The following is a 26382-nucleotide window of genomic DNA, read 5'->3' on the forward strand; positions in this document are numbered from 1 at the left end:
TGGTTGGCGTCTATCACGAGCAAGCTTGCTCAAAAGGTATCAGGGAGCGGTTGATGGACGGGAACAACAAGTTTTTCTGGTATACGCTGTTAGCTGGAACGGTTGCGCTCAGCGGTTGTACTTCACTACTTCAGGGTCAGCAGTATCTCTTCCCCCGGCCGGACGAACCTTCAGCGACGGTTCGTCTTGCATACGAACATGGCACCACCCTGGACGCCATGACCTTCAACGAATCAGGTTGTTACGCGGGCTTCACGCCATTGCCAAACACTGACGGTCTTATCGAAGCGCCGGTAGCCGTGGGCAAAGAGCTGGTATTGACGTACCGACGAGTACTCGCGGATAGCGTGTGTCAAATCCCTTTTTCCTTCACGCCTCAGGAAGGGGCTACTTACATCCTGAAGTCGGGCTTCTGGAGTGAGTCCAGAACGGGCATCCTGCCCATCTTTACCAGAGACCAACATTACTGCGGGCTTGGCGTTATTAAAAAAATCGGGACTCAGGAGAGCGTCGAACCCGTTCAACAGCTGCACATCAAGACGGGTTTTGCGTGTCTTAGGTTCGTCAGACAGGAGCAATAAGCTGGTTGTTTCGGTGGGTCAGTTTTGCATCGGTACTGACAGTTTCCAGGCGAAGGGTGGCAGCTGTACGCAGGCTGGAAACCGGGAAATCAGGACCCCGGCAGACCCGAAGGTCTCCCGCGCACAGCCGCCATGACACAGATAAGCGGGCACAAAAAAACGCCTGCCATCGTAATCCATGGAGGCGTCGAGCGCCTGATTTCTTGCCGGGTTTCCAGGCACGGTCGCTGAATGAGCAGCGACATTCAAAGGCTAGTGCCCAGCCTTCACAGCGACAAGCCCAGGAGTATTACCGATTGTGGCGAAGGGATTTCATTGACGCAGAGCATCCAAACCCAGCAAACACTGAGGGTAGGGCGCCCAAACCCTTGCAGTGCGCATAGCGGGATAGTACTGTGGTAATGCAAATAGAAATGCAAATCCTTCTTACTAATCGGCGCCGCACGATTTTATGGACCACCCCGTCTTGCAATCACCCCCCAAGCCCTACACGACCACCCGTATCTACCTGCATTGGATCTCCGCGCTGGTCATCCTCTGGGCTACGTTGAGCGGCTTTGGTGTGACCTTGCTTCCCGTGCATCACCCCGTTCGCCAGTGGGTGGAAAGCATCAATCCCCAAATAACCACGGTGTTTATTCCGCTCTTTGCCTGGCGCCTGTGGTTATACCTGAGCGCCTCGTCCGAACAGCCGACAGGCCCCCGAGACCTGCAGAAAAGCATCGCCAAGCTGACCCACACCCTGATCTATTTCTGCGTAAGTGGCGTACTGCTGACCGGTGTGGTGATGATGAACCATCCCGTGCTGTTGCTTGGGATCATGCCATTGCCGCAGTTGCTTCACTCGGTGCCAGCCCTGGCAGAGGTTCAGCAACTGCATCATCTGCTCTGCACGATGCTGGTCGCGCTGCTGGCATTGCACCTGGCCGCAGTGGTGCGGCATCAGTTCCGAGGCAACCCGGTGCTGCGCCGGATGCTATGAAGTTCAGCCACTGTGTTGCAACACATTGATCAACGTACCCAGTGGATCACGCACGAAGAAGCGCCGAACGCCCCAAGGTTCGACGGTCAGCGGGTAGGGGATCTCGTAACCCGCACGTTGCGCCCGCTCGAAGACCTCGTCGAGGTTGTCCACTTCGATGGACAGCTGCGGAACTGGCGCGCCGGAACCGCCTTCGCTGGCAATGCTCAGCTGTGCGAGGGCCTGGCTGTCGGAGGCCAGGGTGACGATCCAGCCGTGGTCCATCACCGGGGCGATATCAAACAGCTCGCTATAAAAGGTTGCGACTTCGGCGGGGTGCTGGCTGGTCAGGTTGGCGACGATACGGCGGATGGTCATGACGGGCTCCAGATGGGACAGGAGCGTTCAGCATAGTCGGATTGCCAATCTATCCAAACACCCGGCCCCGAGTCGTACGGCTTAACCCTTCAGCGCCGCTTCGATCACCGCGATATCAATCTTTCTCATGCCCATCATGGCCTCGAACGCCCGCTTGGCCGCGGCTCGATCAGGGCTGGCGATCGCTGTCGTCAATACACGTGGGGTGATCTGCCACGACAGCCCCCACTTGTCCTTGCACCAGCCGCAGGCGCTTTCCTCGCCGCCGTTGCCGATAATCGCGTTCCACAGGCGATCCGTTTCGGCTTGATCGTCGGTCGCCACCTGGAACGAAAACGCCTCGCTATGTTTGAACACCGGGCCGCCGTTCAGCCCGAGACAAGGGATGCCCATCACGCTGAATTCGACCGTCAGGACATCGCCCTGTTTGCCCGAAGGGTAGTCGCCAGGTGCACGGTGGACGGCGCTCACCGCGCTGTCCGGGAAGGTCTCGGCATAAAACGTCGCGGCCTCCAGGGCGGTGCCGTCGTACCAGAGACAAATCGTGTTTTTGCCGGTCATCTTGAGTCTCCACGATTGGGGAATGGTCCGTGGATTTTAGTCGATGACAGATTGGAGCGATTACCGAGCATGCCGTGATGCCCGTTATCGATCAGCTTTCAGGGGAGATGATGGGGTCCTGACCGGCTTCAGCCGCCAGTTTCAATCGGTCAGCTTTACTGATGTATGTGTTTTTGCTCTTGGGGGCCAGTTTGGCACTGGCCTTTTTGGCGTTGGCCTTGAATAACTGCTTCAGCTTTTTTTGACGATTCATATTTTCCTACTCGGCTTGTCAATGCTTGAATGGTATCAGCTCCTTGATCGGCTTGAGAAAACAAAACACCCCGCGAAAGCTGACCTTCGCAGGGTGTGGGGGGCTCTCATCAACCTGCATCAGACCTTGCAGGTTCTTCTAGCCAACAATCGAGCGCTTCAAGCTCGCCGTGAATCAGAACTTGTAGGTAAAGCCCAGGCCGTAGCCCCATGCGCTGTTTTGGTACTGGGCGCTGTAGGAGCCTTTCTGCGGGTTGTTCAGGTTGATGTTGACGTCTTCTTCCTTGAGGTAGGAGACGGCGAGGTCGATGGTCAGGTCGTCGGTTGGGCTGTAGCCGGCACCGACGCTGACAACACGGCGATCACCCGTTGGGATGCGCACGGAACGGTCGGTGTTGTTGGTCGGTGCCTGGTCGACCGACAGGCCGCTGCGCAGGACCCATTCCTTGTTGACCCGGTAGGACACGCCAATGGCCGACGCCCAGGTGTCATGCCAGTTCTGCGGTTCGGTGCTGGTGGTGAGCTGGCCGGCGAGCGGGCCGGTCACACCCTGGTTGTTGATGGTGATGTCTTGCAGGCGGCTCCAGCGGGTCCAGGTGGCACCGCCATAGACGGTCCACTGATCATCCAGTTTCTGGGTGATCGAGAAGTCCACGTTCTCTGGCGTGGTGATATCCAGGGAGGTCTTGTAGCGGGCGTCGGGAATCCTGAAACCGGTGAGGCCGGTGACGCTGGTGTGGCCGTCCAGCGAGTAGCTGACCTTGGAATGGTAGGTCAGGCCCAGGCGGGTGGTGTCGGTCGGTTGGACAATCACACCGACGTTGTAGCCCACCGCGGTGTCGTCGCCCTTGACGTCGACAAAGCCGTTGCCGATCGGCAGCGTGGAGCTCAACTCGCCGTTGATACGGTTGAAGGTCGGACCGAAACCGATGGAAACCACGTCGTTGATGGCGTAGCTGACCGTCGGTTGCAGGGTCACAACCTTGACCTGGCTCTTCTGGCCGTAGTTGCTGCCGGCAAAGCCGCTTTCATAATCGGTGATCAGGCCGAAAGGCGCGTAGGCCCCCAGACCCACTGCCCAGCCGTTACCCAGCTGTTTGACGAAGAAGGCATTGGGTACGGACGTGAACGGGACCATATCACCGTCGTTGGTGCCACCTGGGCGACCGCCGCTGGTGTTCTTGATATCGGTCTTGGCATCCAGCACCGCGACGCCGGCAGTGACTTGGTCGCGCTTGAGCAGCGACATGCCGGCCGGGTTACCGTAAAGGGTGCTGGCATCTTCGGCGGAAGAAGAACGACCGGCATAACCGGTGCCCATCCCGCTGATGCTTTGTTCGTTGATGGCAATACCACTGGCGAAAAGTGGGCTGGAGGCGAGGGTAACGGCAAGGCTGAGTGTGGTCTTGAGTATGACTTTTTTCATTATTAGAACTCTGGGGGTAATCACGTGCGGCGCAAATTACCAATGTTTCAGTTTTGATGCTATAGGCTGAATGGCTTGAGATAGAGCGGTTTGTAGGGCAATCCGACGAGAAATTGCCGGGTTTTATGGAAAATAGGTGTTTGTGATAACGGTCGATAGAAGTGGCTGATGAGTCATGGCTTTTTCAGGTGCGGGGATCTTTCTGAGACTTTCTCCGCTCGCCACTGAGGATTGGTCGTAATACCTGGACAGTTCATCCAGCCTTCACTGGCTTATCTTTGCGCAATGCCTCTCTAGACTGTGGCGTACTTTCATCAGCCAGGAGCTACGCCATGCCAGACCATTCCATCAAAAGTAAAGTGGTGCTTGTCGCCGGTGGCGCCAAGAATCTGGGGGGGCTTATCGCTCGGGACCTGGCGCAACAAGGTGCGAAGGCTGTGGTGGTGCATTACAACAGCGCCGCCAGCCAGCCGGACGCCGAGGCCACTGTGGCGGCGATCAAGGCCTTGGGCGCCGAGGCCGTGGCGTTGCAGGCCGATCTGACCACGGCCGGTGCGGTGGAAAAACTCTTCAAGGATGCGGTGGCGGCGGTGGGGCGGCCGGACATTGCGATCAACACTGTCGGCAAAGTCTTGAAAAAGCCGATGTCCGATATCAGTGAGGCCGAGTACGACGAGATGATGGCGGTCAATGCCAAGTCCGCGTTCTTCTTTATCAAGGAGGCGGGTAAACAGCTCAACGACAACGGCAAGATCTGCTCCATCGTCACCTCGTTGCTGGGGGCGTTCACGCCTTTCTATGCGGCTTATGCCGGTGGCAAGGCCCCCGTCGAGCACTTCACCCGGGCCGCGGCGAAGGAGTTGGGCGCACGCGGTATCTCGGTGACGGCGGTAGGCCCGGGCCCCATGGACACCCCGTTCTTTTACCCGGCTGAAGGCCAGGACGCGGTCAACTACCATAAAACCGCAGCGGCTCTGTCGCCGTTCTCCCATACCGGGCTGACGGATATCGCGGATGTGGTGCCGTTCATTCGCCATCTGGTCAGCGACGGCTGGTGGGTCACCGGCCAGACGATCCTGATCAACGGCGGCTACACCACCAAGTGAGTCGATAAAAAACATTGCAACCCCGGCAAGGCGCGTTGACACTTTTTCCCGACACTACCAGGCCACGGGGTTGGACATGAGCGTAAACCAGCACGCGCCTCATCCTTTGCTTCGCCATCGCGACGGCCATCATGCGCGGGTGACCTTCGAAGAACTCATGTTCGATCTGGTGTATGTGTTCGCCGTGACGCAACTCAGTCACGGCCTGCTCAATCATCTGACCGGGGTCGGGGTGATGGAGACCCTGGTCCTGTGGTTCGCCGTGTGGCTGGGCTGGCAGTACACCGGCTGGGTCACCAACTGGTTCGATCCCGAGACGCCGTTGATACGGGGGCTGATCTTTGCCCTGATGATCCCGGCCCTGCTGATGGCCGCCAGCATCCCCGAGGCTTTTGTCGGGCGCGGACTGGTTTTTGCCCTGGCCTATGTCTCGATACAGGTCGGGCGCACGGGCTTTATCGTGTTGCAACTGCCCCGTGAGCATCCCCTGGCGTCCAATTTCAGACGCATGCTCGGCTGGGTGGTGGTGGCCGCAGCGTTCTGGGTGGCCGGTGCCTGTGTGGACGGGCCGCTGCGCATTGGCCTCTGGTTGATCGCGGTGTTGTGCGAGTACATCTCGCCCATGTTCGGTTTCGCCTTCCCCGGCCTGGGACGTTCGCGTACGAGTGACTGGACCATCGAAGGCGGCCATCTGGCCGAGCGCTGCCAGTTGTTCGTGATTGTCGCCCTGGGCGAAACCCTGCTGGCCAGCGGCGCGGTCCTGGGCGAAACCGGGCATTGGGAGATGCCCATCCTGCTGGGCCTGGGAGCGACGTTCCTCGGCACCCTGGCGATGTGGTGGTTGTACTTCGGGACCGCCGGCAAGGACGCCACGCAGCGCATCACCAGCGCCGACGATCCGGGCCGTATCGGTGCCTACTTTCACTATATCCACGCCATTCTGGTGGCGGGGATCATCACCACGGCTGTGGGTAACGATCTGGTGATGCTGCATCCCGACGGGCAGCTGTCGACGGTCGATGCCATTACCCTTGTGGCCGGTCCGATGATCTACCTGTTCGGCAGCATTCTGTACAAGCGTGTGGTGTATCGGGTGGTGCCCAAATCCCATCTCGCCGGGCTGCTGTTACTGCTGGCGCTGGTGCCCGTCGCCTATACCACGGACCTGCTGATGATGAGCTGGCTGACCACGGCGGTGATGCTGGTGGTGTGTGTCATCGAAGGACGCGTGGTCAGGCGCTATCGAGCCCGGCACGCCCACGCATCCCTCAAGCATTGACGGCCTATGGACAGAATTGAGCAATACCGGGTCTTTCTTCAGGTGGCCGAGCTGGGCAGTTTCATCCAGGCCGCGCGGGTGTTGAAACTGCCACGGGCGACGGTGTCCGCGGCTGTGCAGAAACTGGAGGCGGATGTCGGCACGCGCCTGCTGCATCGCACCACGCGCAAGGTCAGCCTGACCGCCGACGGCAGCCAGTTGCTGGAGCGTGCACGGCGGGTGCTGCTGGATATCGATGATATCGACCAACTGTTCCAGACCCATCAGCAGCACGTCTTGGGGCGGCTGAGTGTCGATGCGCCCAGTCGCATCGCCCGGCGCCTGATCATCCCGGCATTGCCCGACTTGCTGCGTCGCTACCCAGGACTTCAACTCTGTTTGGGCTCCACTGATCGGGCCATCAATCCGATAGAGGAGGGGGTCGATTGCGTGATTCGTTTCGGCACGCCAGAGAGCAGCAGCCTGGTGGTAAAACCCTTGGGGCAGGTGCTACTGGTCAACTGCGCGAGCCCGGGATATCTGGCCGAATGGGGTGTGCCGGAGCATCCCAATGATCTGGAGGACGGTCATCTGTGCATCGGCTACGCGCCCACCATTGGTGGCCAGGAGTTACCTTGGGAATACGTCCTCGAGGGTGTCGAACAGTCCCGGGCACTGCCCAGCCAGGTCGTGGTGAACAACGCTGAAAACTATATCGCCAGCTGCTGTGCCGGGCTGGGACTGATCCAGGTGCCGTTGTTCGATGTCCGGCATCTGCTGGAGGCCGGGGTTCTGGTTGAAGTCATGCCCGCGTACCGAGCGGCACCCATGACGGTTTCGGTGTTGTATCCTGATCGGCGACAGCGCTCGCGCCGGCTCGGCATGTTTATCGAGTGGTTCGCGACGCTGATCGAGCCTTTTCTAGCGTGCTGATTGAAGGCGGCTTCATTCGCGCCCGGCTGATTGTCAGCGTGCCGTTCTCCCTGGCGGAATGTTGGTTGGCGCTCAAGCTTGTGGAGTTCTACCCGCAATTGTCGGTGGATCTCCGTGTGGAGGACGACCCCGTTGACCTCGCCCGGCATCGCCAGTCGCTGCGCTGTTCATGTAAGCTGTTTGCGCTGTAGTAAACGTTGGCAAAAAATGACCCTGGGTTGCTTGGCGGATGCCAGGAGCGTTCTCTGCAGCCCTTTCTGTATTGCGAGGATGTATGCGACGTTGGTTGAGCCGGTACCGTTACGCCATTATTTTCTGGCTGTGCTTTGGCGTTTTCCGCACATCCTTGGCCGATTGGAATCCCATCCCTTCCGGATCCATGCGCCCGACCCTGGTTGAGGGGGATGTGGTGCTGGTGAATCGGGTGGCTTACGACCTCAAGTTGCCTCTCACTGATATCTCCCTGGTCAAGATTGATAATCCTCGCCGGGGCGATGTCGTGACCTTCACCTCACCCAAGGATGGCATCCGCTTGATCAAGCGGATCGTGGGTATTCCTGGCGACACGCTGGAAATGAGGAATGAGGTGCTGTGGGTCAACGGTACCCCTGCAACCTACCTGAATGCGCAGGACATCATCGAGCCGATCGCTTCTGGTCAATCTGTCCCGGGTATCAAGCTGACCGAACGCGCGGACAAGAGTCAGCGCTCCGTTCAGTTTATGCCGACGGTACGCGCCTTACGGAATTTCGGTCCTGTTGTGGTACCTGCCGACCATTACTTCATGTTGGGGGATAACCGTGATGACAGCGCGGACTCAAGGTATATCGGCTTTGTGCCACGCCGGCTGTTGATCGGGCATGCGCACCATATCCTGGCATCGGCTGAGATCATGGATCACTGGATGCCGCGATTTCGCCGATTTGGCTCGCCGATATTGTGATGTCACCCCGTGCCGCAGGATTTGACCGGGTTGCCGGATTGCCCTCCCGGACACCAGCGTTATTACCTGAAAAAAGCCCTCCAGGGTTGAAAGGGGATTGGAGCCCGCACGGCCCCAATCCCATCTCCCGGTTACCGGTTACCTGTCGCCAGTGCCGGCGTACGAGGCGGGATCAAGCGCTTGGTCCCGGTCGATTCAAACGCCGAAGCGAGATGAAGCAGCGCTGAGTCGTCATACGCCCGGCCAGCGAAGGTCAGGCCGACCGGCATGCCGATATCCGCCATGACGCCCATCGGCACAGTGACCGTGGGCACACCCAGATGGCGGATGGCGAGGTTGCCGTTGGCGACCCAGATGCCGTTGCTCCAGGCGATATCCGCCGACTGCGGATTGATATCGGCATCCGCCGGACCGACGTCGGCCACCGTCGGGAAGAGCACCGCATCGAGCCCCAGGCGATCCATCCACTCCTCGAGATCGATACGACGGGTCTGTTCAAGCCCACGCAGTCCGTCAGCCAGGGTGCTGATCTCGTTCCAAGGGGTAATGCCACGCTCGGCCATCCGCACATACTCGTCCATGCCGGCGGCCAGGTCGCCTTCGCGGTTGGGCAGGGTGCCGGGGTCGTGGGGGAAAATCTTCGGCCCGTCCACGTCTACCAGACGGTTCAACGCGGGATCGCCGTTGGCCCGCAGGAAGTCATCGAAGGCCCAGGCCGACAGATCCCACAACTCATGGTGCAGGAACTCCTTGGACACCAGGCCCCGGGTGAACACCGTCGGCGTACCGGGACGATCACCTTCGCAATTGGAGACCAGCGGGAAGTCGACTTCCACCACCTCGGCACCGGCCGCTTCGAGGGCCTTGCGCGCGGCTTCCCAGAGATCGATCACGGAAGCCCGGGTGTTGATGCGTTGCCCCGTCGGACCACCGATCCCCGGGGCCTCGCTGGTGCCCGCTTCGGGATCGGCATTGATGAACATACGCGGCACACCGAAGCGTTTGCCGGCGAGTGCATCGGTGCCGGCGGCCAGTGCGCCATAGGACGCGGGACGCATCGAGGCCACGTTCGGAATGGGTACCCAGGGTTGCATTCGCCACAGATCGCCACGGGTATCGGGATCTTCCGCTACCACCACGTCGAGCACTTCGAGCAGGTCGGCCATGGTCCTGGCATAGGGCACGACCACATCCATGGTCGGGGTCAGCGGCCAGTTGCCGCGCACCGAGATCACGCCCCGGGAAGGGGTGTAGGCACACAAGCCATTGTTCGAAGCCGGTCCACGTCCGCTCGACCAGGTTTCTTCCGCAAGGCCGAAGGCCGCGAAACTGGCCGCGGTTGCGGTCCCGGCGCCATTGGATGAGCCCGAGGCGAACGGCGCGGTGAGGTAGCCGGCGTTGTACGGGCTTTCCGCCCGGCCGTAGACTCCGCGCTGCATGCCGCCGTTGGCCATGGGCGGCATATTGGTCTTGCCCAGGCAGATGGCACCGCCGGCGCGTAGCCGTTCGATGGTGAACGCGTCGCGATGGGCGATCAGCTTGGCGAAGGCCGGACTGCCGGAAGCGGCGGTAAGCCCCTTGACCAGATAGCTGTCCTTGGCTGTATAGGGAATGCCATCGAGTGGCCCCAGTGTTTCGCCCTTGGCCCGGCGAGCATCGGAGGCCTGTGCTTCCTTGAGGGCATCGGGGTTGCGAACCACTACCGCGTTGAGGGCGGTAGGCGTGTCGGGGCCGTCGTAGGCGTCGATCCTGGCGAGATAGGCCTGGACCAGCTCAACCGCCGTGGTCTGGCCGGATTCGAGCGCAGCACGCAGCTGGGCAATGGAAACTTCGGTTACTTCGATCATGTTGTTATCGCCGACTGCGGAGGGGGCGTGATGGGGATTGGCATTACAGGGGATGCTGGGCCACTCAATCAGCCCGATGGAAAACGCAGTTTAAAATAAAGGCGGCAGGCCACCAACTTTCATTGAAGGTGGCCTGCGCGGCGGGGTTTAGATCCGTGCCAATGCCTGTGCCAGATCCGCCCGCAGGTCTTCGACATCCTCGACACCCACCGACAAGCGCACCAGCCCATCACCGATGCCAAGTTGCGCGCGGGTTTCAGCAGGGATGCTGGCGTGGGTCATGATCGCCGGGTGTTCGATCAGGCTTTCCACGCCGCCCAGGCTCTCGGCCAGGGCGAAGATCTCCACGCTTTCGAGGAAGCGCTTGGCCCCGGCCAGGTCGCTTTTCAGGTCAACCGAAATCATCCCGCCGAAGCCACGCATCTGCCGACGCGCCAGTTCGTGCTGTGGGTGTGACGGCAGGCCCGGGTAGTAGACGCGCGCCACCTGTGGCTGACGCTCCAGCCAGGTCGCCAGGTCCAGGGCGTTGCTGCAATGGCGCTCCATGCGCAGCGACAGGGTCTTCACGCCGCGCAGGGTGAGGAAGGCGTCAAAGGGCCCGGCAATGGCACCCACCGAGTTTTGCAGGAAGCCCAGGCGTTCGGCGAGTTCGGGGTTTTGCCCGACCACCGCGATGCCGCCGATCACGTCGGAGTGGCCGTTGAGGTATTTGGTCGTGGAGTGCACCACGATGTCGAAGCCCAGCTCCAGCGGACGCTGGATCCACGGACTGGCAAAGGTGTTGTCGGCGACGCAGATGATGCCGCGATCGCGACAGATGCGGGCGATGGCGGCAAGCTCGGTGAGGCTCAGCAGGGGATTGCTCGGCGTCTCGACCCAGACCATCCGCGTAGTGTCCTGCAGCGCCGCTTCGAAGGCGTTGAGGTCGGTCAGGTCGACGTAGCTGAAGCGATGCCCGGCGCTGCGTTGGCGAACCTTGTCGAACAGGCGGAAGGTGCCGCCGTACAGGTCATTGCCGGAGACCACATGGGTGCCGGCGTCGAGCAGTTCGAGCACGGTGGAAATCGCCGCCAGTCCGGAGGCAAAGGCGAAAGCCTGGGTACCGCCCTCAAGGTCGGCCACGCAGCGTTCCAGGGCAAAGCGTGTCGGGTTGTGCGAGCGACCGTAGTCGAAGCCCTTGTGCATCCCGGGGCTCTCTTGCAGATAGGTGGAGTTGGCGTAGATCGGCGGCATCAGCGCGCCGGTGGTCGGGTCCGGCGACTGCCCGGCATGAATGACACGGGTAGCAAAGGCGCGGGGGGCGGCGGACTTGTCGTGCTGACTCATGCAAGGGATCTCCGTAGATGATTGAGCAGGTCGACGCGGGTAATCAGGCCATGGAAGCCCGAGGCGTCGGCGATAATCGCCACCAGCCCGCGAGCCAGCTCGGCCTGCAGTTCAGCCAGGCTGGCGGTGGGGGCCAGGGTTTGCAGTTTGTTGGTCATGACGCTGGACACGCTCAAACGGAAGTGGGTCGCGTCGTCATGCATACCCAGCAGGATATCCGATTCGTCGATCACGCCCACCAGTTGTTGGCCGTCCACCAGCACCGGTAGCTGCGACACGTCCGCCAGGCGCATGCGCTGGAAGGCGGTGAGCAGGGTGTCGTCCGGCCCGACGCTGATCACCCGGCCATCCTCGAAACGCCGCGCGATCAGGTCGCGCAGATCGCCGTAGTGCTTGTACTTCAGCAAGCCCTGGTCGTTCATCCACTGGTCGTTGTAGACCTTGGACAGGTAACGGGTGCCGGTGTCGCAGACAAAGGTGACGACGCGCTTGGGTTCGGTTTGCTCGCGGCAATAACGCAGCGCCGCGGCCAGCAAGGTGCCGGTCGAGGAACCGCCGAGAATGCCTTCGGCGCGCAGCAGTTGGCGGGCATGATCGAAGCTTTCTTCGTCGCTGATCGAATAGGCGTTGCGTACGCTGGACAGGTCGGCAATCGACGGGACGAAGTCTTCGCCGATGCCTTCCACGGCCCAGGAACCCGCGGTGCCGATGGTGCCGCTGCGGCTGTATTCGGCCATTACCGAGCCGACGGGATCGGCCAGGACCATGGCCAGGTCCGGTTGTACGCGTTGGAAAAAACGGGTCAGCCCGGTCAGGGTGCCGGCCGAGCCGACGCCGACGACGATGGCGTCCAAGTCGTGTTGGGTTTGTGCCCAGATCTCTGGCGCTGTACTGGTTTCATGGGCCAGCGGGTTGGCCGGGTTGTTGAATTGATCGGCGAAGAACGCGTCGGGAATATCCCGCGCCAGCCGCGCGGCGACGTCCTGGTAGTACTCGGGATGGCCCTTGCCGACATCGGAGCGGGTGATATGCACCTCGGCGCCCATGGCCTTGAGGTGCAGGACTTTTTCGGTGGACATCTTGTCGGGGACCACCAGCACTACCCGATAGCCCTTGGCCCGGCCGACCAGGGCCAGGCCGAGACCGGTGTTGCCGGCAGTCGCTTCGACGATGGTGCCGCCGGGACGCAGGCGCCCATCGCGCTCGGCCGCATCGATCATAGCCAGGCCGATACGATCCTTGATCGATCCGCCAGGGTTCTGCGATTCAAGTTTGAGGAACAACGTGCACGGGCCGGTATCGAAGCGGCTGACGCGCACCAGCGGCGTATTGCCGATCAGTTCGAGCACGGCGGGGCGGGAGTTGTTCGGCATGTGTCACCTCGTTACGGGGGGCGTTCGTATTGGATGGACAGCAGGCTGGGGCGGCTGGTTGCAGATAAATGTATCGCTTGGAACATAGGCCGGGATTGCCCCGGCCGCAACCTGGAGGCGGCCAATCATGGACAGACTGGTGACGGTGAATGTGTTCACCCGATCGGGTTGTTCAAGGTTCCATCGGGCCCGTGATACGCTCATTGGCCTCCCTGCGGCGTTGAGCGTGCCGCTGGTGATCAGCAGGCTCGGGGATGGCCGCTTTCAATGACGTCCACCTTGCTTGTTGGCCGCGGCCAGTCGCTGAAGCACGGCGATCTGTTCCATCGAGTCACTCTTGAGCGTCTTGACCTGGGCCAGCAATGCCGGATCCGGCGTGGGCTCGCGCGCGATCATGATTGAGCTCAGGCGACACATTTTTCGCATGTCGTCGAAGTAGCGCAGCATGGCTGACTTGACCACGATTTGCGGCGAATTGGCGGGTAGGCGGGCGTTGTCAACGGCGGTATACAGTTTGTTCCATTGCGGGACGACCTCTCGTGAGATGGCGATGGCTATCATCGCTCTTTTGCCTGGCGTATCCGTAGGTTGGCGCAGGAGCGCGGCCATCTCTTTCATGGTTTTTTGCTCGGTCGGGCCGAGGCTGAGAACCAGTGCCCTGAAGTGAATCTCTTCACGGGCAGTCTCGCTGGAACGCGCCAACGGGTAAACCGATGCGATCAGGACGGCGAGTACCAGTGCACAGGAAAACAAGGTGCTTTCAAGCGCCACTTTTGTGCGAGCTGTCGGGTTGAGCGACCTGGCCAGGGTCAAGCCAAGTAACACGCCGCCCAGCAAGCCGCCGAGATGGGCGCCATTGTCGATGCCCGGGTGGGTAAAACCGTAGAGCAGGTTGTACCCGATGAGTACCAGTATCGAGACGCGTTGCTGTACGGCAATCGACTTCGGTAACTCGTGGCGGTATTTCAGTACGAACACCAACAGTCCACCGAACACCCCGAAAATCGCCCCTGACGCCCCCGCACTGTTGATCATCGGATGCCATAGCAAACTGGCAATGCTGCCGGTGACACCGGCAAACAGATACAACATCAGGAATCGGCCGCTTCCGTACAGGCGCTCGGCCAGTCGGCCGATCTGGTACAGCGTGAACATGTTGAGCATCAGGTGGATCAGTCCGAAATGGACGAACACCGATGTGAGCAGGCGCCACCATTGCCCCGTCAGTGTGTCAGGGCCGAAGTTCGTGCCCCATTTGACGGTCATTGCCAAGTTCTGCGCCATGACACCAACACCGCCCGCGCACATCGCGAGGTAAACCAGCACGTTGATCGCGATCAGCCCGTAGGTGACCCATGTGATCGGTGCCAGCGTCAGGATCCGTTCGGAGTAGCTGGACAAGGCTATTTGCTCGGCCTCATGGGCAGGCGTTGCGTGTCCGGGGAGCCATTCGAGGATTTGTTGTGCTGCGTTGCGGCTGGATGCGATCAGGAAGACGTGTTGGATGCCGTCGGGCCCATGAATGTCGAAATAGACATACTTTCTGATGATTTTGGCATCAAAGATCTGGCTGCGCGGGATGACCCGTTTCGTTTCGGTGGAACGTCGGAACAGCCTGCGACTCGACTTGATGAGTACGACTTCCTCATCGGTGATGCAAAGCTCTCCTTTCCTGAGCATGGAGCGCAGAACAGCACCGCGTTGCCCTCGCTTGGGCCTGACGGCGAACCGGGCCCTGGACGTTCCTATGAGCTTGCTGCCCGGAATATCCGGGAGTTCCGGGGGGAGGGTGAAGACCATCGTGGGTTCAATCCGCTCCATGTTCTGCGCTTCCTGTCGACTTATTGGTATGCGGCAAAATGCTATCAGCAAGGCTCATCCCACATGATGAAAGATGACTGGACTTCATCCTCGAGGATGGGTAACAAACAGGGACTGTCACCAGAGGAATTCCAATGAAAGTCCATTTCGTCGTTCACGAAGCCTTCGAGTCGCCGGGTGCCTACGAGGCCTGGGTTGAAGAACGCGGCTATGAGGCAAGCTACTCGCGGGTTTATGAGCGTCATGCTTTCCCGGACGTGGATAACATCGATCTGCTGGTGGTGCTGGGCGGTCCTCAGTCACCGGCCACCACCCGGGAAGAGTGTCCGCACTTCGACGCCGCCGCCGAATGTGCGCTGATCGCCAAAGCCGTCACGGCGCAAAAGGCCGTGGTGGGTGTCTGCCTCGGTGCCCAACTGCTCGGTGAGGCCCTGGGGGCCAGGTTCGGTCACAGCCCCGAGAAAGAGATCGGCAAGTACCCGATTACCCTCACCGAGGCGGGGAAGGGCAACGACAAGGTCGCTCATTTCGGCGATGCCCTGGAAGTCGGGCATTGGCACAACGATATGCCCGGTCTCACCGAGAGCGCAAAGATCCTGGCCTATAGCGAAGGCTGCCCACGGCAGATCGTTGAATACGGTCCGCTCGTGTATGGCTTTCAATGCCATATGGAGTTCACCCTCGATGTGGTGGAGCGGCTTATTGCCGCGTCGGAGAGCGAACTCGTGGAGGCCACTGACCGCCGTTTCGTCCAGCAACCGGCAGCCCTTCGGGCCAATGACTATGGGAAAATGAACCAGAAACTCTTTGGGTTTCTGGACAAGCTGGTGGCGCAGTACAGGCTGCGCCAAGACCATCCGAGGTAGAGGTGCTGTTTCCCCTGGGGATCAACCGCCGGGGACTGTGGCACTGGCCATCTGCTGGGGTTTGCAGTTGAGATAGGCCGAGGATTTCAGCCAGTGCTTGTCGGGGTACCAGACAAACATGAACTGGCCGTCCTTGAGTTTGTCGACCACCTGCCGCGCCACTTGCGGGCGGACGGCGGGGCAGCCCTGGCTGCGGCCGAGACGGCCTTCGCGCTTGCTCCACAGGGGGCTCACGTAGTCGGCTGCATGAATCACGATGTCACGGTCGCGGGCGCGGTCATTGAAACCGGGCTCCAGGCCGTCCATGCGCAGGGAATAACCATGGGTGCCCTCGTAACTTTCCTGGGTGCGGAACAGGCCCAGGCTGGATTGATAACTGCCCACCTGATTGGAAAATTGGGTGGCGAAGTTCTCTCCGGATTTTTGTCCATGGGCGACCAGGTCGCGCAGCACCAGGGTCTTCTTGCGCAGGTCGAAGATCCACAGGCGCCGCTTGGTCGAGGGTTGCGAGTAGTCGATCACCGCCAGGCGCTCGGATTGTTCGAGGCCGCTGTTGATGGCACATTGCATTGCGCTCAGGGCGTTTTTCAGAACCAGGGGGTTGAGTTCCGGCGCGGCGTGGGCGAGTCTGCGGTACAGCGTCGGTTCATGGCCCTTTGCGGCCAGGGCAGAACTGCAGGGGGCAGCCAGGGTCAGAATAATCAGGCAGAGTCGGGAGCAAGAAGTCAGCATGTTGAAGAGTGCCTCAGCCGTCAATCCAGGCTCGCGCCTCCCAACGGTCTTCGGGCAGCGTGGTCACAGGCTGCCTGAAGGTTTTTCGCTTCTGTTGCAGCTGTGAACTATCAATGCGACGACCGTGGATTGGAGTCAAGCCGTTGTTCAAAAAACACGCATATTACTTGAGCATTTACCTGCTCGTGGCACCACTGGTCGCGACAGCAGAAGACCTGCTCACCGATCCGCCCATGCCTTTGCCGTCGTTCCTGACGCAGTTGTCGACCGAGTGCCCGGGCCTGGTCGCACAGTTGGACGCGACGGCGCAGCAGCGTTTGCAGGCGTTTTACCAGTCGCAGAATGATGCACCTGTCTGGTCCGTCAGCGGGCGTCTGTCGGCCTTGCAGGCGCAGTTGCCGTTGTTGGCCGATGACGGCCTGGACCCAGCACGTTACCCGTTGCCCCAGGGCACGGGAGCCGGCAACGCGCTGTGTACCGATGTCGAAATCAGCCGGCAGTATCTGCAAGCCTTGCAGGACCTGCGTTACGGTCGTTTGCAGCAAGCGCGCTTCGAGCCGCTCTGGCATGCACAGCCGTCGACCCGGGACGTCGACGCCGAGGTCCTGACGCTGGCGGCGACGGGGCTGCAGGATATGGCCCAGGCTTTTGATCAGGCGCGGCCGAATATCGAGTTGTACCGCAGCCTGCGGCGGGTCTACGCGGCGCAGCGCCTGCAGCCATTGGCCCATTGGCAAGCGATCGCCGGTGGTACCTTGCTGCGTCCCGGCATGGAGGACGCGCGGGTACCCGCACTGGCGCAGCGAATGCTCGCCGAGGGCTATCTGGAAAGCCTGCCCGGCGGTCCTGATAAAACCTACGGCGAGGAACTGAGCAGCGCGGTCAAGCACTTCCAACTGAGCCATTCGCTACAGGGGGATGGGGTGATCGGGCCAGGCACCCTGACCGAGCTGAATATCAGCCCGGCGCTACGGCGCGAGCAGCTGCGCATCAACCTTGAACGCTTTCGTTGGCTGGCACCGGATCTGGAGCCAGAGGGGGTGCTGGTCAATGTCGCGGCGGCCCGGTTGAGTGTCTATCACGACGGCGCGCCGGTGTGGCAGACACGCCTTCAGGTAGGACGTGCCGATCGGCAGACACCGCTATTGAAATCCCGGGTCACCCGGCTGACCCTGAACCCGACCTGGACCGTGCCGCCGACCATCATGCGTGAGGACAAGCTGCCGGCTATCCGTCAGGATCCGACCTACCTGAGCCAGCAGAACCTGCAGATCCTGGACAGTGCAGGCAATCCCCTGGCGGCGGACGCCATCGACTGGGAACGGCCCGGCAATATCATGCTGCGCCAGGAGGCCGGCCCACGGAACCCGCTGGGCAAGATCGTCCTGCGGTTCCCCAATCCCTTTTCGGTGTATCTGCACGACACCCCCAGCCAGCCGCTATTTGCCAAGGGGCCGCGGGCTTTCAGCTCGGGTTGTGTGCGGGTCGAGCAGCCGATGCACCTGCGGGACCTGCTGCTGACCCCGGCCGAGCGTGCACGGACCGAGGAGTTGCTGGCCAGCGGCACCACCCATGAATTCAGGCTGGTCGCGCCGGTGCCGATCCTGCTCGGTTATTGGACGGTGCAAGTCGCTGGTGACGGAACCTTGCTCTATGCCCCGGATATCTATGGACATGATCCGGTACTGTTGAAGGCCTTGGGAGGTGCGTCGAGTCATTGAGTGCGGCGATTGAAAGCACAAGACTTCCAACTGAAAAACCGGATAATGGCGGCCAATTATTTGTCTCGTTATTTTGGTAATCCCGCATGGAAATCAAGGTCAATTTTCTCGACAACCTTCGGCTTGAAGCCAAATTCGATGACTTCACGGTGGTGGCCGATCAACCTATTCGCTATAAGGGCGATGGATCGGCCCCCGGCCCGTTCGATTATTTTCTGGCTTCGTCGGCGTTGTGTGCGGCTTACTTTGTGAAGTTGTACTGCGAAACCCGCAATATTCCCACCGACAATATCCGTCTTTCGCAGAACAATATTGTTGATCCGGAAAACCGCTACAACCAGATTTTCAAGATTCAGGTCGAGTTGCCGGCGGATATCTCCGCCAAGGACCGCCAGGGCATTTTGCGTTCCATCGACCGTTGCACGGTAAAGAAGGTCGTGCAAACCGGGCCTGAGTTTGTGATCGAGGAAGTGGAAAACCTGGATGCCGATGCCCAGGCATTGCTGATGCTGGGCCCGGTTTCGGACGCCGCTACCTATATTGCCGGCAAGGATCTGCCGCTGGAACAAACCATCGCCAATATGTCGGGCATTCTGGCCGGCCTGGGCATGAAGATTGAAATCGCTTCGTGGCGCAATATTGTTCCCAATGTGTGGTCGCTGCATATCCGCGATGCGCATTCGCCGATGTGTTTTACCAATGGCAAGGGCTCGACCAAGGAAGGCGCATTGGCCTCGGCGTTGGGCGAGTTTATCGAGCGACTGAATTGCAATTTCTTCTACAACGATCAGTTCTGGGGCGAAGACATCGCCAATGCGGCGTTTGTGCATTACCCGAACGAACGCTGGTTCAAGCCAGGCCGCAAGGATGAGCTGCCGGCTGAAATTCTCGACCCGCATTGCCTGGCGATCTACAACCCCGATGGCGAGTTGCGTGGCTCGCACCTGATCGATACCAACTCCGGTAATGAAGAGCGTGGTATCTGTTCGTTGCCGTATGTGCGTCAGTCGGATGGCGAGGTGGTGTATTTTCCGTCCAACCTGATCGAGAACCTGTTCCTCAGCAATGGCATGAGCGCCGGTAATACATTGGCCGAAGCACAGGTTCAGTGCCTGTCGGAAATCTTCGAGCGCGCGGTAAAACGCGAAATCCTCGAAGGTGAAATCGCACTGCCGGATGTGCCACAGGAAGTCCTGGCGAAATACCCCGGTATCCTGGCCGGTATCCAGGGTCTGGAAGAGCAGGGCTTTCCGGTGCTGGTGAAGGATGCGTCGCTGGGCGGGGAATTCCCGGTGATGTGCGTCACCCTGATGAACCCGCGCACTGGCGGTGTGTTTGCCTCGTTCGGGGCGCACCCAAGCTTTGAGGTGGCGCTGGAGCGCAGTCTTACGGAACTGTTGCAGGGTCGCAGTTTTGAAGGTCTGAACGATCTGCCCCAGCCGACCTTTGAAAGTCACGCGGTGATGGAGCCGAACAACTTTGTGGAACACTTTATCGACTCCAGCGGTGTGGTGTCGTGGCGTTTCTTCAGTGCCAAGTCGGATTTCGAATTTGTTGAATGGGATTTCTCCGGCCAGGGTGAAAACTCCAATGCCGAGGAAGCCGCGACCTTGTTCGGTATTCTTGAAGACCTGGGCAAAGAGGTCTACATGGCCGTGTATGAGCATATCGGTGCAACGGCCTGCCGCATTCTGGTACCGAATTACTCGGAAATTTATCCGGTGGACGATCTGATCTGGGATAACACCAACAAGGCGCTGTTCTTCCGCGCCGATATCCTGAATCTGCACAGCCTCGACGATGCCGACCTCAAAGCCCTGGTCAAGCGTCTGGAAGAAAGCGAGCTGGACGACTACACCGATATCACCACCTTGATCGGCATCGAGTTTGACGACAATACGGCTTGGGGTCAGTTGACGATCCTGGAGTTGAAGCTGCTGATCTATCTCGCTTTGAAGCAATTTGACGAGGCGAAAGAGCTGGTGGAAACCTTCCTGCAGTTCAACGACAACACGGTCGAGCGCGGGTTGTTCTACCAGGCCTTGAATGTGGTGCTGGAGGTGCAGATGGACAACGAGCTGGAATTGAGCGATTACGAGGTCAATTTCCGCCGGATGTTTGGCAACCCGCGGATGGACGCCGTGATCGGTTCGGTCGAGGGTAGCGTACGCTTCTTCGGCTTGACGCCTACCAGCATGAAGCTGGAGGGGCTTGATCGGCACCTGCGCCTGATCGACAGCTACAAAAAGCTGCACGCGGCGCGGGCCAGGGTGACGGCGTTATCCAGCTGAAATAGTGCTGACAAAAAAGCACCTCAGGTGCTTTTTTGTTTTTTGCGGCCAGTCTCTAGAGCGAAAGGATGAATAGATATTCATCCTTCGTCTTGTCCATACCGAGTTCATGTTCAAGCAGAAACCCGCACCGGCTCAGTACTTTTTGTGAGCCAATATTGTTCTTGTAGACAATGGCCAGCAGTTGCGTAAGGTTCCAGTGCGTCCGTGCCTCCTGGATAAGATGCTGCAGTGCCAGGGTGGCGAGTCCCTGCCCGCAAAAGCGTTGATCAATCCGATACCCGACTTCTGCACAACCCTCTGGTGAGTTGATGTTTTTCAAGTTGGCTCGACCGACTATTCCCTCACTGGCTTCTTCGATAACAAAGGGATGCCAGGCACCGAGAGCAAAGTCGGACAAATAGCGCTCAATATGATCGGTAACCCCTTGCCGTGAGTAGAAGGAAGGGGCACGGGCGTCAATTTGAGATTCGAACCATTCACGGTTATGGGTTTCGAATCTCAGCAAGGCTTCAATATCCGTTTCTTCTAGCGTGCGAACACTGAATCTCTGCATTGGTTCGCGCCTCCTTGCTTGAATGCTCTTGGGCGTGGGTCTTCGCTTGCCGAGTATTATCAGCCTCACTTGAGTAATCAATGCTTTTTTGTACACCAATGCTCAGTTTGTGCCGCGCTTCAGCGGTCTTCTAGCAGGCCCCTGGATCCCTCATTCCATGAAGGCGTGGTTCGTAACGGGTTGAAATTGCTTCCGGTAGGCGGCCGGTAACAAACCGACTCGCTGCTGGAAGAGCCGGCGAAAGGAGTTGCTGTCTTCGTAACCCACGGCGTTGGTAATGCTGCCCACGCTCATTCGAGTCGACTCGAGCAACTGCTTTGCCCGTTCCAACCGTAGTGTCTGTAGATAGAGCAGTGGCGGGTAGCCCGTGGCGTCCTTGAAGCGCCTTTTGAAATTCCTGACACCAAACGCGAATTGTTGAGCGATGTCGTCAATCAGCACCGGCTGCTGGAAATGCGCGTCCAGCCAATTCTGAACCCGCAGTATCTCAGCATCCCCGTGAAGTTTTGGCGGTGTCCACGTGGCATAGGTCGACTGCTGGGTTCGTATCTTGTCGACCAGCAAATACTTGCTGCACTTGCGGGCCAGATCGAGCGACGCGAAACGCCGGACCAGAAACAGCAGAAGGTCCATGGCGGCGCTCGCACCGCCGCTGGTGATCAAGCGATTGTCCTCGTAAAGCATCTGCGCTTCATCCAGGCGCACCTTGGCGTAACGGCGACGGAAGAGGTCGGCAAAGGCCCAATGGGTCGTGCCCCGGATGCCGTCCAGCAGCCCTGCCTCGGCCAGCATGAAGGCGGCCGTGCACATGGACGCCAGCACCGCCCCTTGCGCATGCTGCTGCCGTAGCCATGGGCCATGATCGGCGAAGGTCGGCAGGGCGTCTTTCAGAGTGAAAAGAAAACCGGGGATCAGTACCAGATCGGTATGGGCTATCGCCTCGATCGACCGGTCCACCCGCAGCTTCTGCCCGCCCCATGCCGCGACATCAGCACCTGTCAGCGAAGCACAGACCACCTCGAACGGTGGGCTGGCGCTGTCGGCGAACAAGTTGGCGGCACTCAGCACTTCAAGGGCCAGGGTGGCGCTTGCGGCGGAGCATTGATCAACCAGGAGCAGGGTGATGTGCATGAAGGTCCAGTTGCGCTTTTCGCATGAAATAAGTCATTTATGCACCTACTGTAACCCAGCGGGCTCCCCGTAAAGTACGCCGCTCTTTCCCTCACATCGGTGTATTCATGAATCTGTGGTTCAGACTTCTGCTCATGTTGTTCCGTCGCCCTTGGCGCAAGCCCGTTGACGGCTTGGCCACCACCGTCATCCGCCTGCGTGTCTGGCCGTCTGATCTCGATCTCAACCGGCATGTCACCAATGGTCGGTATTTCAACCTGGCCGATGTGGGGCGCATGGACTTCGTGTTGCGCAGTGGCGCCTATCGCGCCGCCTTGCGTCACCGGGCAGTGCCGATCGTGGGGGATACCTGGGGCAAATTCCGTCGCGAGTTACGGCTGTTCGAAGCCTTTGAAATTCACAGCAGGATTCTCGGCTGGGACCACAAGTGGAGCTTTATGGAGCACCGCTTCGTGAGCAAGGGCCGGGTGGTCGGTACCGTGGTGATGCGCGGTCTGTTTCGCTCCGCCCGGGGCACGGTGGCTCCAGGTGAGTTCGTCCGCGAGATGGGGCTGACCGAGCAGCCGGCCGATATGCCTGGATGGCTGACGGATTGGTCCAACTGCTGTGATGACATGAGTGCCGAGATTCGAGAGGAAGAACAGCAAATGGCATCATGACTTGCCTTTTCCATACGGTGGCCGCACTTTGATACTCACGTTGCCACAAGGATGCACTGGAGCTTTTTGTCCTGTAGCTGTCCTGCCAACCCAGTATCGAGTACGGATTGATGAGCTTCTCGGAAGACGATCGAAATGAGCTGCAATGTGCAAAGAACCTGCTGGAGAACCCCGGCTTCGTCGCCAAGCTGACGAATATTATCGGCATGCCCATCGAGGTCGCACTGGCGCAGTTACCCAAAAGCATCACCAAAAGAATTGCCGGCATCACTCAATCAGCACTGGTGAAGGCCCTCGATGCCGCGGTGTTTACCATGAAGGATAGGCCGGGCGAGGGACCTTCCAATCTCTGGCACAAGACCGGCATCGCTGTCAGCGGGGGCGTCGGCGGCTTTTTCGGTTTTGCCGGGCTCAGTGTCGAGTTGCCGCTCTCAACTTCAATCATGCTGCGCTCCATTGCCGATATCGCCAGGAGCCATGACGAGCGCATTGATACCGACGAAGCGAAACAGGCTTGCCTGGCGGTCTTTGCACTCGGCGGTCGATCAACCAAGGACGATGATTCGGAAACCGGTTATTACACCGTGCGGGCCGCGTTGGCGAAGTCCCTGTCGGATGGCTCGATACTCAAGCTGATCGCCACCATCGCCGAACGCTTCAGCATCCACGTGGGGGAGAAGGCCGCCGCACAGGCCATACCGGCGATCGGCGCGGTGGGCGGCGCGCTGATCAACCTGGCCTTTATCAACCACTTCCAGGACATGGCGCACGGGCATTTCATTATCAGAAAGCTGGAGCGGCGCTACGGACAAGAGGCGGTCCAACAGTTGTACCAGTCCCTTCCAGCGCGCGGATAGCCGATCACCCACGCATGTCTCGCGGACTGACGCCCAAACGCTGCCTGAACGCCGTGGCCATATGGGCCTGGGAGGCAAAACCGCAGGCCTGGGCGATGTCCGCCAGGCGCTCTGCCGGGTTGCGCAACAGGTCCCGGGCGCGGACCAGGCGTCGATCGATCAGGTAGCTGTGGGGGCTCTTGCCCGTGGCGTCCTTGAACGCCCGTATGAAGTAGCCTTCGGATAACCCCAGCACCGCCGACATTGCCTGCACACTCAACGCCCCGTCGAGCCCGGCGTCAATGAACTCATCGAGCAGGCGCAACCGCTGGGTAGTCATCGAACCCCGCAGAGGTTCCGGCAACCGATCGTCTCCCGCCGCTCGTTGAACCAGGGCCAGTGCCCAGGTCTCCCAGTCGTCCTCCACCGAGGCCCGTAACAGCGCACTGCGCATTCGCTGGGCGAGGGCAATGGCTTGCCGATCGATGCGATTGTTGAACGCATGGTCCCCCGCCAGCGGCGTGCCGTCGGTGCGAATCAGTCGCAGGTACTCACCGCCCTTGGGCGATTCGGAAAACACATCACACCCCGGTGGTATGAACGCCAGGCCGTTGGGCGTGGCGACAAATGGGCGGATCCGGTCGCTGCCAATTGCGTGCTGGCCTCGCTGGCTGTCGAAGGCAAAACCAACGGCGGCCTGGGTTGCGATATAGCGGGTTTCGTAGCTGGCCGCCGGTAGCAATTCGATCGCCCACGGCCCGGCCTCGGCCCGACGGACCGGTTCGCGCAGGGGCGGTGACGGCAAGCTGTTTCGGCGATTCATAGGCTCCATCTTACTGAAGGGCACGCCTGAAGGTCAGGTCAATTTTCTGAAAGCCAGCAGCTTGTGCGTCTGCCTAGACTGGGCAAAACCTCAGAGAGAATAGCCATGCACGGACTGACTCGCGACGACATCGAAAACGCTGCCCGCCAGGTGTACCAGGTGATGCCCGCCACCGCCCAATATGCCTGGCCATTGCTGGCCGAACGCTTGGGGTGCACGGTTTGGGTCAAGCACGAAAACCACACCCCCACCGGGGCTTTCAAGGTGCGCGGCGGCATTACCTTCATGCACTGGCTCAAACGTACCCACCCGGACACCCGAGGCGTTGTCACCGCCACCCGCGGCAACCACGGCCAGAGCATCGCCCTGGCGGCCCGGGCGCTGGGCTTGAGGGCGTTGATCGTGGTGCCGCGGGGCAATTCCGTGGAGAAAAACAACGCCATGCGCGGCTTTGGTGGCGAGGTCGTCGAGTTTGGCTGGGATTTCGACGAGGCCCGTGAGGAGGCCGCGCGCCTGGCTGAGGCGCAAGGCCTCTACCTGGTGCCGCCGTACCATCCCGAGTTGATCAAGGGGGTTTCCACTTACGCGCTGGAGTTGTTCAAGGCGGTACCGGACCTGGACACCGTTTATGTGCCCATCGGTTGCGGATCGGGAGTTTGTGGGGTGATCGCCGCCCGCGATGTGCTGGGCCTCAAGACCCAGGTGGTGGGCGTGGTATCGACTGAAGCGGACGCCGCGAAGTTATCCTTCGAAGCCGGAAAAATACTGGAAACCGCGTCGGCCAATACCCTGGCCGACGGTATGGCCGTGCGCAAGCCGATCCCCGAAGCCTTTGCGGTTTATGCGGCGGGTACGGCGAGGATCGTATCGGTGACGGACGAGGAGGTCAGCGAGGCCATGCGCGTGTATTACAGCGACACCCACAACCTGGCCGAAGGGGCAGGGGCGGCGGCGCTGGCGGCGTTGATGCAGGAGCGTGGGGCCATGGAGGGGAAGAAGGTGGGGATCATTCTGACCGGTGGGAATGTCGACCGGCCGGTGTATGCGAAGGTGATTGGGTAAGCCGCTGACCGGGCTGCCTGGATCGACTGCTGCCTCCTCAGGCACGGTCGACCAGGACCTTGATTTTTTCCGCTGTGGTGTCGTCGATTGGGGTATAGACGATCATGCCCAGATCCGGCCGACCGTCGATGGAAAACGCCGAGTGCTCCAACTCGATGCGCCCCAGTTCAGGGTGCAGCAAGCGCTTTACGCTTTCTCCCTCTGCATAACCGTGCACTTCATGATGGCGCCATAACGCTGCGAATTCCGGGCTGACGGTGCAAAGCTCGTCCACCAGTTCGCTGACCTCGGATACCAACCCGGCGCGTGCCACATCCGCTCTGAACGCACCGACCACAAAACGCGACACACTCTCCCAATCATGCTGTTTGGCGCGGACCGCCGGATCGCAGAACAGGAACCGCAGGATATTGCGTTGTCCAACCGGCAGCGTGCTGTAGTCCGTCAGCACGACAGCGGCGGCCCGGTTCCAGGCAATGATGTCCCAAGTGGCACTCTTGATGATGGCCGGGCTGGCCGGCAGGGAATCAAGCACGCGCTGCAGCCTGGGGTTGATGCCTTCCACAGGCGTGTAGTGGACTTCCGGTGGCCGACCCAGCGCCAGCATGTAAAGGTGCTCGTGCTCCGATTGCGTGAGCATCAAGGCGCTGGAGATCCGCTTCAATACGGCGGCAGACGGCGCGCCGCCACGCCCTTGTTCCAACCAGGTGTACCAGGTCGGGCTGATATTGGCCCGCTGGGCCACCTCTTCACGGCGCAGACCAGGTGTTCGCCTGCGTCCGGTATAGCCCAGGCTGGCAGGGTCGAGACGTGCCCGGCGGCTTCTTAGAAAATCCCCGAGAGAGCTGCCCGTATTGGCTGGCATGAGAAGTCCTGTTAGTCATCTTAATAGGATAACGTCACTACTTTAACGGGATAAAGAATGCTCCGATAGTGAAT

26 protein-coding genes are annotated in these 26382 nt (G+C 60.1%); 13 read left to right on the forward strand and 13 right to left on the reverse strand.

Features of this window, described 5'->3' with window-relative positions:
• Nucleotides 1–53: 53 nt before the first annotated feature.
• Both M5C71_RS00820 and M5C71_RS00825 read left to right on the forward strand, forming a co-directional pair.
• Complete coding sequence (locus M5C71_RS00820) at nt 54–581, forward strand: hypothetical protein (protein ID WP_248767031.1); 528 nt, start codon at nt 54–56, stop codon at nt 579–581.
• Between the two features lie 466 nt (nt 582–1047).
• Nucleotides 1048–1563 (forward strand): cytochrome b/b6 domain-containing protein, encoded by a 516-nt coding sequence (locus tag M5C71_RS00825; RefSeq protein WP_247263136.1) that lies wholly within the window; start codon nt 1048–1050, stop codon nt 1561–1563.
• Between the two features lie 3 nt (nt 1564–1566).
• On the opposite strand, the gene M5C71_RS00830 is transcribed toward M5C71_RS00825, so the two are convergent.
• From M5C71_RS00830 to M5C71_RS00845, 4 genes are all read right to left on the reverse strand, one after another.
• Entirely contained in the window at nt 1567–1920 is a 354-nt protein-coding gene (locus tag M5C71_RS00830; protein WP_103496206.1) for a VOC family protein, read from the reverse strand.
• An 81-nt stretch (nt 1921–2001) separates the two neighbouring features.
• Complete coding sequence (locus M5C71_RS00835; protein ID WP_103496207.1) at nt 2002–2481, reverse strand: VOC family protein; 480 nt, start codon at nt 2479–2481, stop codon at nt 2002–2004.
• 91 nt (nt 2482–2572) lie between these two features.
• Nucleotides 2573–2734 carry a DUF2986 domain-containing protein gene (locus tag M5C71_RS00840; protein ID WP_152739638.1) on the reverse strand — a complete coding sequence of 54 codons (162 nt, stop codon included), beginning with the start codon at nt 2732–2734 and terminating at the stop codon, nt 2573–2575.
• A 174-nt stretch (nt 2735–2908) separates the two neighbouring features.
• On the reverse strand, nt 2909–4159 hold the full coding sequence (locus tag M5C71_RS00845) for an outer membrane protein transport protein (protein WP_247263135.1): 1251 nt from the start codon (nt 4157–4159) through the stop codon (nt 2909–2911).
• A 332-nt stretch (nt 4160–4491) separates the two neighbouring features.
• Here M5C71_RS00845 and M5C71_RS00850 point away from each other — a divergent pair, with 332 nt between their 5' ends.
• The 5 genes from M5C71_RS00850 (at nt 4492) to lepB (ending at nt 8399) form a co-directional block, all read left to right on the forward strand.
• A complete protein-coding gene (locus M5C71_RS00850; protein WP_248767032.1) occupies nt 4492–5265 on the forward strand; it encodes an SDR family oxidoreductase in 774 nt (257 codons plus the stop codon).
• Between the two features lie 76 nt (nt 5266–5341).
• Nucleotides 5342–6544 (forward strand): low temperature requirement protein A, encoded by a 1203-nt coding sequence (locus tag M5C71_RS00855; RefSeq protein WP_248767033.1) that lies wholly within the window; start codon nt 5342–5344, stop codon nt 6542–6544.
• Between the two features lie 6 nt (nt 6545–6550).
• Nucleotides 6551–7456 (forward strand): LysR family transcriptional regulator, encoded by a 906-nt coding sequence (locus tag M5C71_RS00860; protein ID WP_248767034.1) that lies wholly within the window; start codon nt 6551–6553, stop codon nt 7454–7456.
• Nucleotides 7450–7647 carry a hypothetical protein gene (locus M5C71_RS00865; RefSeq protein ID WP_248767035.1) on the forward strand — a complete coding sequence of 66 codons (198 nt, stop codon included), beginning with the start codon at nt 7450–7452 and terminating at the stop codon, nt 7645–7647. Before M5C71_RS00860 ends, M5C71_RS00865 begins: the two co-directional genes overlap by 7 nt.
• A gap of 83 nt (nt 7648–7730) precedes the next feature.
• Entirely contained in the window at nt 7731–8399 is a 669-nt protein-coding gene (gene lepB, locus M5C71_RS00870; RefSeq protein ID WP_248767036.1) for a signal peptidase I, read from the forward strand.
• 131 nt (nt 8400–8530) lie between these two features.
• On the opposite strand, the gene M5C71_RS00875 is transcribed toward lepB, so the two are convergent.
• The 4 genes from M5C71_RS00875 to M5C71_RS00890 form a co-directional block, all read right to left on the reverse strand.
• Nucleotides 8531–10246 carry an amidase gene (locus tag M5C71_RS00875; protein WP_248767037.1) on the reverse strand — a complete coding sequence of 572 codons (1716 nt, stop codon included), beginning with the start codon at nt 10244–10246 and terminating at the stop codon, nt 8531–8533.
• 147 nt (nt 10247–10393) lie between these two features.
• Nucleotides 10394–11572 carry a cystathionine gamma-synthase gene (locus tag M5C71_RS00880; RefSeq protein WP_248767038.1) on the reverse strand — a complete coding sequence of 393 codons (1179 nt, stop codon included), beginning with the start codon at nt 11570–11572 and terminating at the stop codon, nt 10394–10396.
• On the reverse strand, nt 11569–12945 hold the full coding sequence (locus M5C71_RS00885; protein ID WP_248767039.1) for a cystathionine beta-synthase: 1377 nt from the start codon (nt 12943–12945) through the stop codon (nt 11569–11571). Before M5C71_RS00885 ends, M5C71_RS00880 begins: the two co-directional genes overlap by 4 nt.
• Before the next feature lie 264 nt (nt 12946–13209).
• Nucleotides 13210–14766, reverse strand: a complete 1557-nt coding sequence (locus M5C71_RS00890; protein ID WP_248767040.1) for a rhomboid family intramembrane serine protease — start codon at nt 14764–14766, stop codon at nt 13210–13212.
• Between the two features lie 134 nt (nt 14767–14900).
• On the opposite strand from M5C71_RS00890, the gene M5C71_RS00895 reads away from it, so the two are divergent.
• Complete coding sequence (locus tag M5C71_RS00895) at nt 14901–15632, forward strand: type 1 glutamine amidotransferase (protein ID WP_248767041.1); 732 nt, start codon at nt 14901–14903, stop codon at nt 15630–15632.
• 21 nt (nt 15633–15653) lie between these two features.
• Here the strand turns inward: M5C71_RS00895 and M5C71_RS00900 are convergent, their stop codons facing one another.
• Nucleotides 15654–16364: a murein L,D-transpeptidase catalytic domain family protein gene (locus tag M5C71_RS00900; RefSeq protein ID WP_152739653.1), complete on the reverse strand. Its 711-nt coding sequence runs from the start codon at nt 16362–16364 to the stop codon at nt 15654–15656.
• Between the two features lie 143 nt (nt 16365–16507).
• On the opposite strand from M5C71_RS00900, the gene M5C71_RS00905 reads away from it, so the two are divergent.
• Together M5C71_RS00905 and M5C71_RS00910 are read left to right on the forward strand one after the other, a co-directional pair.
• Nucleotides 16508–18085 (forward strand): L,D-transpeptidase family protein, encoded by a 1578-nt coding sequence (locus M5C71_RS00905; RefSeq protein ID WP_248767042.1) that lies wholly within the window; start codon nt 16508–16510, stop codon nt 18083–18085.
• Between the two features lie 86 nt (nt 18086–18171).
• Complete coding sequence (locus tag M5C71_RS00910) at nt 18172–20376, forward strand: OsmC domain/YcaO domain-containing protein (RefSeq protein WP_248767043.1); 2205 nt, start codon at nt 18172–18174, stop codon at nt 20374–20376.
• Between the two features lie 55 nt (nt 20377–20431).
• On the opposite strand, the gene M5C71_RS00915 is transcribed toward M5C71_RS00910, so the two are convergent.
• Together M5C71_RS00915 and M5C71_RS00920 are read right to left on the reverse strand one after the other, a co-directional pair.
• Complete coding sequence (locus tag M5C71_RS00915; protein WP_103499652.1) at nt 20432–20932, reverse strand: GNAT family N-acetyltransferase; 501 nt, start codon at nt 20930–20932, stop codon at nt 20432–20434.
• 150 nt (nt 20933–21082) lie between these two features.
• A complete protein-coding gene (locus M5C71_RS00920; protein WP_103499653.1) occupies nt 21083–22063 on the reverse strand; it encodes a helix-turn-helix domain-containing protein in 981 nt (326 codons plus the stop codon).
• Between the two features lie 107 nt (nt 22064–22170).
• On the opposite strand from M5C71_RS00920, the gene M5C71_RS00925 reads away from it, so the two are divergent.
• Nucleotides 22171–22722: an acyl-CoA thioesterase gene (locus M5C71_RS00925; RefSeq protein ID WP_103499654.1), complete on the forward strand. Its 552-nt coding sequence runs from the start codon at nt 22171–22173 to the stop codon at nt 22720–22722.
• Between the two features lie 110 nt (nt 22723–22832).
• The gene (locus tag M5C71_RS00930; protein ID WP_103499655.1) at nt 22833–23579 is read left to right on the forward strand and encodes an EcsC family protein; all 747 of its coding nucleotides are present in this window, start codon (nt 22833–22835) and stop codon (nt 23577–23579) included.
• A 4-nt stretch (nt 23580–23583) separates the two neighbouring features.
• Here the strand turns inward: M5C71_RS00930 and M5C71_RS00935 are convergent, their stop codons facing one another.
• On the reverse strand, nt 23584–24381 hold the full coding sequence (locus tag M5C71_RS00935) for an AraC family transcriptional regulator (RefSeq protein WP_103499656.1): 798 nt from the start codon (nt 24379–24381) through the stop codon (nt 23584–23586).
• 105 nt (nt 24382–24486) lie between these two features.
• On the opposite strand from M5C71_RS00935, the gene M5C71_RS00940 reads away from it, so the two are divergent.
• Nucleotides 24487–25443, forward strand: coding sequence for a threonine dehydratase (locus tag M5C71_RS00940; RefSeq protein ID WP_103499657.1), 957 nt, complete (start codon nt 24487–24489; stop codon nt 25441–25443).
• Nucleotides 25444–25480: 37 nt separating this feature from the next.
• Here the strand turns inward: M5C71_RS00940 and M5C71_RS00945 are convergent, their stop codons facing one another.
• The gene (locus M5C71_RS00945) at nt 25481–26308 is read right to left on the reverse strand and encodes a helix-turn-helix transcriptional regulator (RefSeq protein WP_247263132.1); all 828 of its coding nucleotides are present in this window, start codon (nt 26306–26308) and stop codon (nt 25481–25483) included.
• Nucleotides 26309–26382: the final 74 nt, after the last annotated feature.

The sequence above is a fragment of the Pseudomonas sp. MWU12-2345 genome (genome assembly GCF_023242385.1).
GTDB classification, from domain to species: Bacteria; Pseudomonadota; Gammaproteobacteria; order Pseudomonadales; family Pseudomonadaceae; genus Aquipseudomonas; species Aquipseudomonas gingeri_D.